The organism is Delftia lacustris (assembly GCF_040267515.1).
In the GTDB taxonomy this organism is placed as follows: Bacteria; Pseudomonadota; Gammaproteobacteria; order Burkholderiales; family Burkholderiaceae_C; genus Comamonas; species Comamonas tsuruhatensis.
In genome coordinates this window covers 6,014,804-6,028,585 of record NZ_CP141274.1, presented here as the reverse complement: position 1 = coordinate 6,028,585, position 13,782 = coordinate 6,014,804, and the positions used below count along the sequence as shown (strand labels likewise).

13 protein-coding genes are annotated in these 13,782 nt (G+C 67.0%); 7 read left to right on the top strand and 6 right to left on the bottom strand.

Annotation, left to right across the window (positions count from 1 at the left end; genetic code table 11):
* Positions 1-60 precede the first annotated feature (60 nt).
* The 4 genes from ftsA (at position 61) to U6958_RS29075 (ending at position 3,855) form a co-directional block, all read left to right on the top strand.
* Positions 61-1,290 carry a cell division protein FtsA gene (ftsA, locus tag U6958_RS29090; protein WP_012203404.1) on the top strand — a complete coding sequence of 410 codons (1,230 nt, stop codon included), beginning with the start codon at positions 61-63 and terminating at the stop codon, positions 1,288-1,290.
* A gap of 119 nt (positions 1,291-1,409) precedes the next feature.
* Entirely contained in the window at positions 1,410-2,648 is a 1,239-nt protein-coding gene (ftsZ, locus tag U6958_RS29085) for a cell division protein FtsZ (RefSeq protein ID WP_016448027.1), read from the top strand.
* A 93-nt stretch (positions 2,649-2,741) separates the two neighbouring features.
* Entirely contained in the window at positions 2,742-3,665 is a 924-nt protein-coding gene (lpxC, locus tag U6958_RS29080; RefSeq protein ID WP_012203406.1) for a UDP-3-O-acyl-N-acetylglucosamine deacetylase, read from the top strand.
* A 13-nt stretch (positions 3,666-3,678) separates the two neighbouring features.
* Entirely contained in the window at positions 3,679-3,855 is a 177-nt protein-coding gene (locus U6958_RS29075; RefSeq protein ID WP_016448025.1) for a hypothetical protein, read from the top strand.
* Between the two features lie 152 nt (positions 3,856-4,007).
* Here the strand turns inward: U6958_RS29075 and ruvC are convergent, their stop codons facing one another.
* From ruvC to U6958_RS29045, 6 genes are read right to left on the bottom strand one after another with little or no spacing between them, the layout of a single operon-like run.
* Entirely contained in the window at positions 4,008-4,556 is a 549-nt protein-coding gene (gene ruvC / locus U6958_RS29070) for a crossover junction endodeoxyribonuclease RuvC (protein ID WP_016448023.1), read from the bottom strand.
* A 17-nt stretch (positions 4,557-4,573) separates the two neighbouring features.
* Complete coding sequence (gene mtgA, locus U6958_RS29065) at positions 4,574-5,290, bottom strand: monofunctional biosynthetic peptidoglycan transglycosylase (RefSeq protein ID WP_016448022.1); 717 nt, start codon at positions 5,288-5,290, stop codon at positions 4,574-4,576.
* A 7-nt stretch (positions 5,291-5,297) separates the two neighbouring features.
* A complete protein-coding gene (gene aroE, locus U6958_RS29060; protein ID WP_074922740.1) occupies positions 5,298-6,158 on the bottom strand; it encodes a shikimate dehydrogenase in 861 nt (286 codons plus the stop codon).
* A gap of 41 nt (positions 6,159-6,199) precedes the next feature.
* On the bottom strand, positions 6,200-7,063 hold the full coding sequence (locus tag U6958_RS29055; protein WP_016448020.1) for an energy transducer TonB: 864 nt from the start codon (positions 7,061-7,063) through the stop codon (positions 6,200-6,202).
* A 48-nt stretch (positions 7,064-7,111) separates the two neighbouring features.
* A complete protein-coding gene (locus tag U6958_RS29050) occupies positions 7,112-9,178 on the bottom strand; it encodes a ribonuclease catalytic domain-containing protein (protein WP_074922741.1) in 2,067 nt (688 codons plus the stop codon).
* 55 nt (positions 9,179-9,233) lie between these two features.
* Positions 9,234-9,818: a YqiA/YcfP family alpha/beta fold hydrolase gene (locus tag U6958_RS29045; protein ID WP_074922742.1), complete on the bottom strand. Its 585-nt coding sequence runs from the start codon at positions 9,816-9,818 to the stop codon at positions 9,234-9,236.
* A gap of 212 nt (positions 9,819-10,030) precedes the next feature.
* Between U6958_RS29045 and rodA the strand changes: the two genes are divergently transcribed.
* The 3 genes from rodA to U6958_RS29030 all read left to right on the top strand — a co-directional run bounded on the left by rodA (position 10,031) and on the right by U6958_RS29030 (position 13,731).
* Positions 10,031-11,200, top strand: coding sequence for a rod shape-determining protein RodA (gene rodA / locus U6958_RS29040; RefSeq protein ID WP_016448017.1), 1,170 nt, complete (start codon positions 10,031-10,033; stop codon positions 11,198-11,200).
* Positions 11,201-11,552: 352 nt separating this feature from the next.
* A complete protein-coding gene (tldD, locus tag U6958_RS29035; protein ID WP_017404622.1) occupies positions 11,553-13,013 on the top strand; it encodes a metalloprotease TldD in 1,461 nt (486 codons plus the stop codon).
* A 97-nt stretch (positions 13,014-13,110) separates the two neighbouring features.
* Complete coding sequence (locus U6958_RS29030) at positions 13,111-13,731, top strand: hypothetical protein (protein ID WP_016448015.1); 621 nt, start codon at positions 13,111-13,113, stop codon at positions 13,729-13,731.
* Positions 13,732-13,782 lie beyond the last annotated feature (51 nt).

Sequence of the window (13,782 nt, the reverse complement as noted above, 5' to 3'; positions counted from 1 at the left end):
ACATGCACACCAAGCAGCGACACAGCGACAGGACAGAACCAACCGGGGGCGGATGCTGATATGGCAAGAGAATACAAAGATGTGATCGTCGGACTGGACATCGGCACGGCCAAGGTCATGGTCGTGGTCGCCGAGGTCCTGTACAACGGCGAACTCAAGCTCGCAGGCCTCGGCGTGGCCCCGAGCAACGGACTCAAGCGGGGCGTGGTGGTCAACATCGACGCCACGGTGCAGAGCATCCAGCAGGCGCTGAAGGAGGCCGAGCTGATGGCCGACTGCAAGATCCAGCGCGTGTGCACCGGCATCACCGGCAGCCACATCCGCGGCCTGAACTCCAGCGGCATGGTGGCCATCAAGGACAAGGAAGTCACGGCCACCGACGTGGCGCGGGTGATGGAGACGGCCAAGGCCATCAACATCTCCTCGGACCAGCGGCTGCTGCTGGTCGAGCCGCAGGAATTCGTGATCGACGGCCAGGAAGTGCGCGAGCCCATCGGCATGAGCGGCATCCGCCTGGAGGCCAAGATCCACATCGTCACGGGCGCGCAGAGCGCGGCCGAGAACATCATCAAGTGCGTGCGCCGCTGCGGCCTGGAGGTCGAGCAGCTGCTGCTCAACCCGCTGGCATCGAGCCAGGCCGTGCTCACCGATGACGAGCGCGAGCTGGGCGTGGCCGTGGTCGATATCGGCGCGGGCGCCACCGACGTGGCCATCTTCACGGGCGGTGCCATCCGGCACACGGCCGTGATTCCCATCGCGGGCGACCTGATCACCAGCGACATCGCCATGGCGCTGCGCACGCCCACCAAGGACGCCGAGGACATCAAGGTCGAAAGCGGCTATGCCAAGCAGCTGCTGGCCGACCCCGACGCCCAGGTCGAAGTGCCGGGCCTGGGCGACCGCAGCCCGCGCATGATCAGCAAGCAGGCGCTGGCCGGCGTGATCGAGCCGCGCGTGGAAGAGATCTTTTCTTTGGTGCAGCAGGTGGTGCGCGATTCAGGCTACGAGGAAGTGCTGTCCTCGGGCATCGTGCTGACCGGCGGCAGCGCCGTCATGCCGGGCATGGTGGAACTGGGCGAGGACATCTTCCTCAAGCCCGTGCGCCGCGGCATCCCCAAGTATTCGAGCGCATTGGCTGACATGGTGGCTCAACCCCGCGCCGCCACCGTGATGGGATTGCTCGAAGAGGCCCGCCTGGCTCGCCTGCGCGGTTTCAAGGTGGCACAAAAGAGTGGGTCGATGAAGACCGCTTTTGGCCGTTTCAAAGACTTCATCGTGGGGAACTTTTGATATGTGCTTTCATCGACTGCGCATTACCGGCCCGCCCACCGGCTTCCGAATACCGGACAGAAGACAGAATTTTCCCCAGACGGTGGTGACCACTTACAGAGAGCTACAGGAGAACCAACATGCCCATCGACATGATTGAAGTTGAAGAATTCAACCAGGGTACGCAGATCAAGGTGATCGGCGTTGGCGGCGGCGGCGGCAATGCCGTCGAGCACATGATTGCGCGCAACGTGCAGGGCGTGGAGTTCGTCTGCGCCAACACCGACGCGCAGGCGCTGCTGCGCAGCAGCGCCCACCGCACCATCCAGCTCGGTGGCAGCGGCCTGGGTGCGGGCAGCAAGCCCGACAAGGGCCGCGAAGCCGCCGAGCTGGCCGAGGACGACATCCGCACTGCCATCGAAGGCGCGCACATGCTGTTCATCACAGCCGGCATGGGCGGCGGCACGGGCACGGGCGCTGCGCCCGTGATCGCGCGCGTGGCCAAGGAAATGGGCATCCTCACCGTGGGCGTGGTCACCAAGCCCTTCGAGTGGGAAGGAGGCCGACGCATGGCCAACGCCGACAGCGGCCTGAGCGAACTCGAAGCCAACGTCGATTCGCTGATCGTCGTGCTCAACGAGAAGCTGCTGGACGTGCTGGGCGACGACATCTCGCAGGACGAGGCCTTTGCCCATGCCAACGACGTTCTCAAGAACGCCGTGGGCGGCATTGCCGAAATCATCAACGAGTACGGCCATGTGAACGTCGACTTCGAAGACGTGCGCACCGTCATGGGCGAACCCGGCAAGGCCATGATGGGCACGGCCAAGGCCGCTGGCCCCGACCGCGCGCGCATCGCTGCCGAGCAGGCCGTGGCCTGCCCGCTGCTGGAGGGCATCGACCTGTCGGGCGCCAAGGGCGTGCTGGTGCTGGTCACGGCCGCCAAGGGCAGCCTCAAGCTGTCCGAGTCGCGCCTGGCCATGAGCACCATCAATGCCTACGCCTCGCCCGATGCGCATGTGATCTACGGCGCTGCCTACGACGACAGCCTGGGTGACGAAATCCGCGTCACCGTGGTGGCCACCGGCCTGTCGCGCCCCAGCGCACGCCGCCAGAACATGCAGGTGGTGCAGGGCGGCCTGCGCACCGGTACCGACAACATGAGCTACCAGCTGCCTTCGGCCTCCATGGGTGCCGCAACGGCAGCCGGCGGCCTGGTCGGCGGTGCCGCTGGCGGCGCCGACTATGCCAACAACATGTCGGTGCCCAGCGTCTGGCGTACCAACCGCACGCAGGCCGCTGCCCGCGTCGATGCCCTGGCCTCCGGCGGCATGGACGATCTGGAAATCCCGGCCTTCCTGCGCAAGCAGGCTGACTGAGCAGCGGCCGATACGGTCGCTGCATGGTTGTGATAGCGAATGCCGTGCCAGGGCCATGCCCTGCGCACGGCTGCCGCACTTTAAAATAGCCGGATGCTCCAACAACGCACCATCAAGACGATCACCCGTGCCGTGGGCGTGGGTCTGCACAGCGGCCAGCGCGTCGAATTGACGCTGCGTCCCGCGCAGCCCGACACCGGCATCGTGTTCCGTCGCGTGGACCTGCCGGAGCCCGTGGACATCCCGATATCCGCCGAAGCCGTCACCGACACGCGCATGGCCTCGACCATCGGCACGGGCGGCGCCAAGGTGCATACCGTGGAGCACCTGATGTCGGCCATCGCCGGCCTCGGGCTCGACAACATCTACATAGACATCACCGCCGAGGAAGTGCCCATCCTCGACGGCTCCTCCGCCTCCTTCGTATTCCTGCTGCAAAGCGCGGGCATCGAGCTGCAGAAGGCGCCCAAGCGCTTCATCCGCGTCATCCGCCCCGTCGAGGTGCGCGAGGGCGAGGGCCAGAACCTCAAGTGGGCACGCTTCGACCCGTACCACGGCTTCAAGCTGCGCTTCGAGATCGACTTCGCCCATCCTGCCGTGGACTCCACCGGCCAGTGCGTGGAGTTCGACATGGGCGAGGACAACTACACGCGCGACATCGCACGCGCGCGCACCTTCGGCTTCACCAAGGACGTGGAAATGCTGCGCAGCCACGGCCTGGCGCTGGGCGGCGGCATGGACAACGCCATCGTCATGGACGACTACAAGGTGCTCAACAGCGACGGCCTGCGCTATGACGACGAGTTCGCCAAGCACAAGATCCTGGACGCCATCGGCGACCTGTACCTGATCGGCAGGCCCCTGCTGGCCGCCTACAGCGCCTTCCGCTCGGGCCACGGCATGAACAACCAGCTGCTGCGTGCCCTGCTGGCCCAGCCCGACGCCTGGGAACTGGTCAGCTTCGACAGCGAGCGCCAGGCGCCCAAGGGCTTCGCCCAGCCCGCGCGGGCCTGGTGAGGCGGGCGCCGCCATGCTGATCTTCCGCTGGCTGGCCACCGTGCTGCTGCTGGCATCAGCCGTGTCCTTTGCGTTCTACCTGGGCACGGGCCAGCCCCGCTACAAGCGCTGGGGCTTCATCATCCTCAAGTGGACCGTGATTGCCGGCGTGACCTTCTTCGCCGTGCTGTTCTTTGGACGCATCGTCTGAGATAGAAGCACCCCCTGAGGCGCTGCGCGCCTTCCCCCTCTCTACTTGCTTCGCAAGGGAGGGGGACGATGCCATCGCCGCGAGGCGGCTCTTGCTCGGCATCTCTCGCTTTGGGTGCCGCCAGTTTTTTGCAACGGGGCGACACAGGGAGCTTAGTAGACCCTGCCGCCCTTATAGACCGCATGCTGGCGGCGCTGCAGCTGCGTGACCTCGGCCATCTTCGTCATGGCGGCGCCTGCATGGGCGTGGGTGATGGCCAGGCCCAGGGCGTCGGCGGCATCGGTGCCGGGTAGGCCGGGCAGTTGCAGCAGGCGGCGCACCATTTCCTGGATCTGGCTCTTGGCCGCGCGGCCATGGCCGGTCATGGCCTTCTTCATCTGCAGTGCCGTGTACTCGGCCACCGGCAGGCCGGCGTTGACCAGGGCCGTGAGCGCGGCGCCGCGTGCCTGGCCCAGCAGCAGGGTGGACTGGGGATTGACGTTGACGAAGACGATTTCCACGGCCGAGGTGTCGGGCTGGTAGCGGCTGGCGACTTCCGAGATGCCGTCGAACAGCAGCTTGAGCCGGCCCGGCAGGTCGCCGAGCGCGATGCCCGTGGTGCGGATGGTGCCGCTGGCCACATAGGCCAGGCGGTGGCCGTCGACGTCGATCACGCCGAATCCCGTGGTCTGCAGACCGGGGTCGATTCCAAGGATGCGCATGGGGTGAATGTAGCTGTTCAGGGGACGACGGCGCTGGGCATTCTCTGCATGACCGTGCGCGTGCGCTGCAGCAGATAGCCGGAGTTGGGCAGCTTCTCGAAGCGCTTGGGCTGGGGCAGCATCACGGCCAGGCGCGCGGCCTCGGCGGCGCTGAGCTGGGAGGCGCTCTTGCGAAAGTAGTGGCGAGCGGCCGCCTCGGCGCCGAACACGCCCTGGCCCCATTCCACGCTGTTGAGGTAGATCTCCAGGATGCGCTGCTTGCTCAGCATCAGTTCCAGCAGTTGGGTCAGCACCAGTTCCTGCCCCTTGCGCAGCAGGCTGCGTTCGCCCGACAGCAGCAGGTTCTTGGCCAGCTGCTGCGTGATGGTGGAGCCGCCATAGATCTTGGGCGCCTTGCCGTTGTCGGCCTTCATGGCCCGGGCTTCGGCGCGCTGGTTGCGCTGCCAGGCTTTCTCGATGGCTTCCCATTGCACCCCGTGGTGTTCGGTGAAGCTGTCGTCTTCGGAGGCAATGACGGCGCGCTTGAGCGTGGGCGCGATGCGGTCATAGGGCAGCCATTGCTGGCTCCAGTGCAGGCCTTCGGAGCTGCGCAGCATCTGCCAGGCTTCGGAGCGCTGGAAGGCTGTGGACTCGGGATCGACCACCACCATCAGCGCAATGCGCAGCACGAAGAACAGCTGCAGCAGCAGGCCGGCGCACAGCACCAGCAGCAGGGCGCGTGCCAGGGATTTCATGAAGCGCTCAGCCGCCTTGAGCAATATGGGCGCGCAGCTCGTTCAGCACCTGGGCCGAGGGCGGGCGCACGCCGCGCCACAGCGCAAACGATTCGGCCGCCTGCTCCACCAGCATGCCCAGCCCGTCGCGGGCCGTGGCGCCGTGCTGTTCGGCCCACTGCATGAAGCCCTGGGCCGCGGGGCCGTACATCATGTCGTAGGCCAAGCTGCCAGTGCGCAGCACGCGGGCCGGCACGGGCACCTCGGCACCGGCCAGGCTGCTGGCGGTGGCGTTGATGACCACGTCGAAATCCTCATCCACGGCCTGCTGCTCCAGCGCCACCAGTTCCACGCCATGTTGCGCGGCAATGGCGGCATGGCGCTGCACCAGGGCCTGGGCGCGCTCGAAGGTGCGGTTGACCACGGCGATGCGGCGCGGGCGCTCGGCAAGCAGCGAGCCCAGTGCGCCGGCTGCGGCGCCACCCGCGCCCAGCAGCAGCAGGTCGCGTCCGGCCAGCGGCACGCCTGCATTGCGCACGATGTCGGCCACCAGGCCCAGGCCGTCGGTGTTGTCGGCATGGACGCCGTCCGCCGCCAGCACCAGGGTGTTGGCGGCGCCGGCCAGTTGCACGCGCTCGCTGGAGGTGGTGGCCAGCTGTGCGGCTTCCAGCTTGAAGGGTACGGTGACATTGCAGCCGCGTCCGCCTGCCGTGACGAAGGCGCGCACGGCCTCGGCAAAGCCATCCAGCTCCACATGCTGGCGCTCGTAGTGCAGGTCCTGCCCGCACAGTTCGGCAAAGCGGGCATGGATCCAGGGCGAACGGCTGTGCGCGACGGGGTTGCCCATGACGCAGTAGCGGTCGGAGGAGGTGGCGGCAACGGAAGTCATGTCGAAAAAATGGAGTGCGAAGAGGGCGGGGCGCTACTGGGCTACTGGACCGTGGTCTGCAGCGTCTGCTCACGCGTGAACTTGAAGCGCGAGACCACGGCGATCTGGTCGGCCTTGGCGCGCATGGCGGGGCCGAAGTGGCCGAAGGGGCCGGCCGCACGCGCGATGGCTTCGGCGCGGGTGTCCAGCAGGCGGTTGCCCGAGCCCTGCACGATCTCGGTGGACAGCACGCGGCCGTCGTGGTTGACGGTGAGGATCATGACCAGCTCGCCATAGAGCTTCTTGCCGGCCTGCTCGGGAAAGTTCTCCGTGCCCTTGTCCTCGACCTTGCGGCGCAGGCCGTCGTAGTAGATGGCGTAGACGGCCTCGCGCGTGGACGGGCTGATATAGCGCTTCTTGGGGCGGGCGTTTTCTTCGTTGATGCGTTTTTCGATCTCGGCCAGCAGCTTGACCAGCTGCTGGCGCTTTTCCTGCTGGGCCTGCTGCTCCTTGGTCTGCTTTGCCGCCTCGCGCGGGTCCAGCGGCGGCAGGGCCGCGACCTGCTTGCGCAACTGCGTCAGCAAGACGGTCTGCTGCTCCTGCATGGAGTCGATCTGGCGCTGGCGTTCCTCGAAGTCGTCGCCCACGGCGGTGAGCGCCGAGTAGGGCATGGGGCTGGAGGCCCGGCCCTTGTCGGCTTCGCCGCCGCCGGCCAGCGAGGTCTGCGCGATGGCCTGCGCCTTGTCGGGCTGCTCGTTGGCGCGGGCATTGACCAGGATGACTTCCAGCGGCGTGTCCTGGAACACGCGGTCGAAGCGTTCTGGATCGATGAACCGGAACGAGAGCAACCCGGCATGCAGGGCAATGGAGACACCCAGTGCCAACTGCAGCGTACTCAGGGAACGGAAGGCGGTAGGCAGTTTCACGTCAGATCTAAGGCAGTGGCTTGGATGCGAGGCAGGGGCGCGGGCAGATCAGGGCTGGGCAGGATCGGCCGCGGGCGTGCCGTCGGTCTCGTTCATGTCCACGGCGATGGCGATGGGGCCGGCCACGGCCTCCTCGTCGTCCTCCGCTCCATCGTCGGCAGCGGCGGCGTCGCTGTCCAGGCGCTCGATCAGCGTGCCCGAGACATCGAGCGCGATCTCGTCGATCTCGCCCAGGCGCACGCGCACATGGGCACCGCGCGGCAGGCCGGTGACGCCCAGCACGGGGAAGACCAGCGGCAGGTCGTCGGCGCGCACCAGCAGGCCGCCGCCCATGCCTTCCTTGATGACGGTGGCCGTCAGCTCGGTGATGGCGTTCTGCTGCAGGTACTTGAGCGTCCAGAAGCGCTCCATGCCTGCCTGGTAGCCGTTGTAGGCGCTGTAGGCGCCGTCAAAGCTGCTGATGATGCCGAACAGCTCGGCATCCTTGGGCTTGAACGGCGCCGCCAGTGCGGCGGTCTTGCCGTGGCGCGCGCAGGCAATGATCTGCCACTGGTTGACCAGGTCCACATAGCGGCGCAGCGGCGAGGTGGCCCAGGCATAGCTCTTGACGCCGATGCCCGCATGGGGAAGCGCCTTGGTGGACATGCGCACCTTGATGCCGGGGGCCAGGCTGGCCTGGCTGCGGTAGATGCCGGGCACGCCCAGATCGGCCATCCAGCCGCCCCAGGTGCTGTTGGCCACGATGGCGGCCTCTGCCACGATCAGGTCCAGCGGTGCGCCGCGCTTGCGCACGGTGATCTCGACCTGCTCGTTGCCGCGGGGCTCGGCGCTGCCGTTGCCCACCAAGCGGAAGTTGTAGTCGGGACGGTTGAAGTTCTCGGGCTTGCCCCGCACCAGTTCGCGCCCGGCCTTCAGGTGCCTGGCCCAGCGCTGCAGGAACGTCAGTTCGGCGCGCTTGCCCTGCAGCACTTCGGGCGTGCCCTCGACCTCGATGGACGGGTCGGCCAGCCACTGCTCGGTGACGATGTGGTCCAGCTTGTCATGGCGGAAGTTGACCTGCACGGGCACGCGTTCCAGGCGCGTCTCGCTGGCCGTGGTTTCCAGCGTGGTCTCGTCCACGGTGACGTACAGCGACACGGCGGGGTTGGCGCGGCCTTCGTCCAGCGTGTAGATCTGCACCACCTCGTCGGGCAGCATGGTGATCTTGTAGCCGGGCATGTAGACGGTGGACAGGCGCGAGCGGCCGAGCTGGTCCAGCGGCGTGCCCGGCACGATGGCCAGGCCGGGGGCCGCGATGTGGATGCCCACGGTGACCGTGCCCGTGCCCAGGCCGCGCACCGACAGCGCGTCGTCGATCTCGGTGGTGGCCGAGTCGTCGATGGAAAACGCCTGGACATCGGCCAGCGGCAGCTCTGCCGGAGGCTGGGGCGCCTCCAGCGGCGGAAATTGCGTGCCCTTGGGGAAGTGGTCGAAGAGGAAGCGCTTCCAGTGGAATTCGTAGGCCGATTCAATGGCGCCGGCCCTGTGCAGCAGATCCAGCGGTGCCAGGCGCGTGGCGCGGCTGGCCTCGACCACGGCCTTGTATTCGGCGGCGTTCTTGTCGGGGCGGAACAGGATCTTGTAGAGCTGTTCGCGTATGGGGCCGGGGCATTCGCCGGCGCCCAGCTGCTCGGCCCAGGCCGTGATCTGGGCCTGGATCTGCTTTTTCTTCTCTATGCCGGCCAGCGCCTGTTGCAGGATTTCGGCCGGCGCCTTTTTGAAGCGGCCCTTGCCGGCGCGGCGAAAGTAGTGCGGCGCCTCGTAGATGCGAAACAGCGCGCCGGCCTGCTGGGCCAGCGTGGCATTGTCCGAGAAATAGTCGCGTGCCAGGTCGGCGAAGCCGAATTCCTCCTCGGGGGCGAATTCCCAGGCCAGGTCCAGATCGATCTCGGCGGCCATTGCCTGGCCCTGGGCGATCAGCTCGGCAGGCGCCGGCTTGTCGAACTTGAGCAGGATGTTGGCGGACTTGACCTTGACCCGTTTGCCCGAGTCCAGTTCCACCTGGGCGGAGGTGTCGGCTTCGGAGAGGATGCGGCCGGCCAGGAACTTGCCGGCTTCTTCAAACAATGCGTGCATAGCCCGATATTCTCCCACGCTGCGGCTGGCAGCTGCCGCGCAGGCGTGTGCGGCATCAGGCCAGATTCAGGAACTCGTCGAGCTGGGGCAGGTACTCCTCGAAGTTGCTCAGCGCGTGATCGCCGCCTTCCTGGATGATCTGCAGCGCATGCGGGTAGCGCGCGCTCATCTCGCGCCAGTCCAGAACTTCGTCGCCCTCGGCCGCCAGCAGCATCTCGGGCGCGGCCGGTGTCATGGAGCGCGTGTCCAGCGCGCGCAGCTCTTCCATGTACTCGCGGCGAAAGAAAAAGCGTTCCTCGGGGTTGTGCCAGGACGTCTGCTCGCCAATGTACTTTTCAAGATCGCGCGCCGGGTTCACGGCCGGGTTGATCATCACGCTGCGGCAGCGCGCCAGCTGGGCCACCCAGCTGGCGTAGTAGCCGCCCAGCGAGGAGCCGATCACGGCCATGGTCTCTCGCGGCCAGCTGCCTATGCCGTCGGCAATCAGGGCGGCCGCCTCGCGCGGGGATGGCGGCAATTGCGGGCTCCACCAGCGCACATGGGGATGGCGCGTGGCCACACGTTCGGCCATGCGCCGGGCCTTGGTGGATTGGGGTGAGGAGCGAAAGCCGTGCAGATACAGCAAATGGGTGGTGGTCATGGCGGGCGCTCTCCTTTGCGTTGCTGGGGCCGGGCGCCGGATGCGGCCCGGACGGCTCATGGCCCATTGTGGCCGCTGCGGCGGGTGGCGCCCAGCAGGGAAGGCCCGGGCCGACAGCTGGATGACAACCGCCTCCGTGGGCAACCCTGCGCCGGGCTAGGCCGCATGCGCCACGGGATAATGGCGGCCCGTGCCCGCGACCGACCATCCCCGTGACCGAATTCGACAAGCCCTCCCTCTGGCAACGTGTTGCCCCGCTGCTGCGGGGCTTTGACTTCTGGTTGCTGCTGTTCGTGGGCATGCTGGCGTCGGCGGGGCTGATCGCCATGTACTCCTCGGGCTTCGACCACGGCACGCGCTTCACCGACCACGGGCGCAACATGCTGATCGCGGCGGCCATCCTCTTTGTCGTGGCCCAGATTCCCCCCCAGCAGCTCATGAAGGTGGCCGTGCCGCTGTACATGCTGGGCGTGGCGCTGCTGGTGGCGGTGGCGCTGTTCGGCATCACCAAGAAGGGGGCTCAGCGCTGGGTCAACGTGGGTGTGGTGATCCAGCCCAGCGAGCTGCTGAAGATCGCCACGCCGCTGATGCTGGCCTGGTGGTTCCAGCGCCGCGAGGGCCAGCTGCGCGGCACGGACTTCGTGATCGCCATGGTGCTGCTCATGGTGCCTGTCGGGCTGATCATGAAGCAGCCCGACCTGGGGACCTCGCTGCTGGTGATGGCGGCCGGCCTGTCGGTGATCTTCTTCGCGGGCCTGCCCTGGAAACTCATCGTTCCGCCCGTGCTGGCCGGTGTGATCGGCATCACCCTCATCGTCTGGTACGAACCCCAGCTGTGCGCCGACGGCGTGCGCTGGCCCGTGCTGCATGAATACCAGCAGACCCGGGTCTGCACCCTGCTGGACCCCACGCGCGACCCCCTGGGCAAGGGGTTCCACATCATCCAGGGCATGATCGCCATCGGCTCCGGTGGCGTCTGGGGCAAGGGATTCATGGCAGGCACGCAAACCCACCTGGAGTTCATTCCCGAGCGCACGACCGACTTCATCTTCGCCGCCTATTCCGAGGAGTTCGGCCTGGTCGGCAACCTGTTCATCATCGTCTCCTTCCTGCTGCTGGTCTGGCGCGGGCTGGCCATCGCCATCCAGGCCAACACGCTGTTCGCGCGGCTCATGGCGGCGGCCGTGGCCATGATCTTCTTCACCTATGCCTTCGTGAACATGGGCATGGTCAGCGGCATCCTGCCCGTGGTCGGCGTGCCGCTTCCCTTCATCAGCTACGGCGGCACGGCCATGGTCACGCTGGGGCTGGCGCTGGGGGTGCTGATGTCGGTGGCGCGTTCGCAGCGGCAACTGCCGGGCGAGGGCGGCGGCCCACTCTGAACACCAGTTTGCGGCGCCCAAGGCGCCTGCAAATGTCAAATAGTCTGGATGCCTGCTGCCGGAAAGCTCCGTTTCTTTCCATGATTTGGCGAGCAAGCCAAGCCTGCATGAGACTGGCATGCTCCTGTTTCCATAACATCTGCGGGATGACCGTGCACTTGCCACAGACGCCGAGGCGCGCTACAAAGCAAGCGCGGACATGGGCCAGCATGTTCGCCATCCACGCGGATGCATGCCTACGGAATGCCGCTCAGCCTGGTGGGGCGGCATTCCGTTCTTTTTTGCAGGCCCATGAGCCGTTGGCTGCCCCCGTTGCACGGCGAGGGCATGGCCGGCTCTCTACAATGGGCGAATGATCTCCCGCGAACCCACCATTGAACGCCTGGCCACAGCGCGCCAGTTGCTGCTTGAGCCCTTCGGGCTCGATGAAACCCATCTCGCGCGCGCACTGGCCGAGATCCGCAGCCACCAGGTCGACGACGCCGACCTCTACTTCCAGTACACCCGCGCCGAAGGCTGGAGCCTGGAAGAGGGCATCGTCAAAACCGGCAGCTTCAGCATCGACCAGGGTGTGGGCGTGCGGGCGGTCAGCGGCGAGAAGACGGCCTTTGCCTATTCCGACGATATTTCCGAAGCCTCCCTGCTGGATGCGGCACGCACCGTGCGCTCCATCTCGGGCGCGGCCCAGAGCAAGCGCGTGCGCGCCAACGCGTCCAAGATCGCGCAAAGCCGCTCGCTGTATCCGGGGCTGGATCCCATTGCCACGCTGGACAGCACGGCCAAGGTCGAGCTGCTGGGCAAGGTCGAAACCCTGGCCCGCGCCAAGGACCCGCGTGTCGTCCAGGTCATGGCCGGCCTGGCCAGCGAGTACGACGTGGTGCTGGTCGCCCGCGCCGATGGCACGTTGGCTGCCGACGTGCGGCCGCTGGTGCGTCTTTCCGTCACCGTGATCGCCGAGCAAAAGGGTCGGCGTGAGGTGGGCTCTGCCGGCGGCGGTGGCCGTTTTGGCCTGGCCTATTTCAGCGATGAGCAGATCACGCAATATGTGGACGAAGCCGTGAGCGCGGCCCTCACCAACCTGCAGTCGCGCCCCGCGCCGGCAGGCGAAATGACCGTGGTGCTTGGCCCCGGCTGGCCCGGCGTGCTGCTGCACGAAGCCGTGGGCCATGGCCTGGAAGGCGACTTCAACCGCAAGGGCGCCAGCGCCTTCAGCGGCCGCATCGGCCAGCGCGTGGCGGCCAAGGGCGTCACCGTGCTGGACGACGGCACGCTGGCCGATCGCCGCGGTTCGCTCAACGTCGATGACGAGGGCTGCACCAGCCAGAGCAATGTGCTGATCGAGGACGGCATCCTCAAGGGCTACATCCAGGACGCAATGAACGCCCGCCTGATGGGCGTCAAGCCCACGGGCAACGGCCGCCGCGAAAGCTATGCCCACATCCCCATGCCGCGCATGACCAACACCTACATGCTAGGTGGCGACAAGGATCCGCAGGAAATCGTGGCCTCGATCAAGAAGGGCCTGTACGCCACCAACTTCGGCGGCGGTCAGGTCGACATCACCAGCGGCAAGTTCGTGTTCTCCGCCAGCGAGGCCTATTGGGTCGAGAACGGCAAGATCCAGTACCCCGTCAAGGGCGCGACCATCGTGGGCAGCGGCCCGGAATCGCTCAAGCACATCACCATGATCGGCAACGACATGCGCCTGGACAGCGGTGTGGGTACCTGCGGCAAGGAAGGCCAGAGCGTGCCCGTGGGCGTGGGTCAGCCTACGCTGCGCATCGACGGCCTGACGGTGGGCGGCACGGCCTGACCGTCGCATGCCCGCGCCCTGCATGGCAGGGGGCGGGTCCTCTGTCCTGCCTGACGCGGCCCGCCGCGCTCCGTGGGCGCCGCCCGGCGCCGATTCCATGACCCAGCTTTCCTTTCCTTCCCGGCCAGGCCTGCAGACTTCTGCCCATCCCCTGCGCAGCCTGCCGGAACACTGGCGCACCTGGGCCGGCGAGTCGCGGCTGAACCGCGTCTGGCTGAACGAGTTGATCGTGGGCGATCTGCAGCCCATGCACCAGCAACTGGCCTTGCTGGCCGTTGCGCTGGACGAGGCCGTGCGCGTGCGCTATGCGGGCAGTGCACGCCCTGCCGTGGAAGAGGCCATACAGCAACTCGACCTGGCCGTGCTGGACCACCAGCACTTCCTCACCACGCTGGGGGCGGTATGGCACGCCCTCTACGAATTTCCCGCCTACCAGCGCCTGCTCAAGGGATTCAGGGAGGTCGTGCACGCCTGGCAGCAGTCCGTGCTGGTGGGCGATGCCCAGGAGCCCGAGCATTTCCGCCGCTGCGAGCGTCTGGGCTGGCGCCTGCTGGGCGATGCATGCCTGTTGATAGACATGTTTGCGGAATCCGCCGCTGTGGCCGGCGGGTTCGATGCCGCCGCAATGCAGCCTTGGTACCGGACGCGTCGCTGGCGTCCCTGGAGCGCCCTGCGCCGAGCACTGCGCAGGCTGCGCGACTCCTTGCTGCGGCGTTGAGGCGGGCCTGCCGCGATGCGCGGAAGCGTCATTTTCTGGGGTTTGCACGTT